This window comes from Cedecea neteri NBRC 105707 = ATCC 33855, assembly GCF_001571265.1.
In the GTDB taxonomy this organism is placed as follows: domain Bacteria; phylum Pseudomonadota; class Gammaproteobacteria; order Enterobacterales; family Enterobacteriaceae; genus Cedecea; species Cedecea neteri.
In genome coordinates this window covers 1-805 of record NZ_BCTL01000128.1, presented here as the reverse complement: position 1 = coordinate 805, position 805 = coordinate 1, and the positions used below count along the sequence as shown (strand labels likewise).

The window sequence follows — 805 nt, the reverse complement described above, 5'->3', positions numbered from 1 at the left end:
TTTACGCCAGGCTTGCAGGACGTTATCGCTGAGCAGGACGGTGTATTTTTACCAGCCCGATATCCGGCGGGATGAACCGGTGATCCAGATGCTGACTGAGCTGGCAGAGCGCTACCCGCGTTATGGTTTTAAGAAGCTTTTTCAGTTACTGCGCAGGCAGGGTAACGCCTGGAACCATAAACGCGTTCACCGGATTTACTGCCTGCTGAAACTGAATTTTCGTCGTAAGGGAAAACAGCGGCTGCCAGTGCGTAACCCTGCACCACTGGCGACGCCGCAAGCGTTAAACCAGAGTTGGTCCATCGATTTTATGCACGATGCGCTGGTCTGTGGCAGACGCTTTCGGACCTTCAATGTAGTGGATGATTTTAACCGTGAAGCGCTGGCGATAGAAATCGACCTGAACATCCCGGCTCAACGTGTTGTCCGGGTACTGGAGCGGATCGTGGCAAACCGCGGCTATCCACTTAAAATGCGGATGGATAATGGTCCGGAACTTGTATCTCTGGCGCTGGCACAATGGGCCGAAGAGCATAGTGTGCAGCTAGAATTTATAAAGCCGGGAAAACCTACACAAAATGCTTTTATCGAACGCTTCAACCGGACATACCGGACAGAAATCCTGGATTTTTACCTGTTCAGAACACTGAATGAAGTACGGGAAATTACAGAGAGCTGGCTGATGGAATATAACAACGAGCGGCCTCATGAATCCCTGAACAACCTGACGCCAGAAGAGTACCGGCTGATGGCTGAAAAACCGGAACTCTCAAAAAGTGTGTGGAACTAATACTGGGAGACTTAC

1 protein-coding gene is annotated in these 805 nt (G+C 50.6%); it reads left to right on the top strand.

The window, feature by feature from the left end:
• A partial coding sequence (locus CNE01S_RS24115) for an IS3 family transposase (RefSeq protein WP_061279241.1) occupies positions 1 to 790 on the top strand: 790 nt, incomplete at its 5' end.
• Positions 791 to 805: the final 15 nt, after the last annotated feature.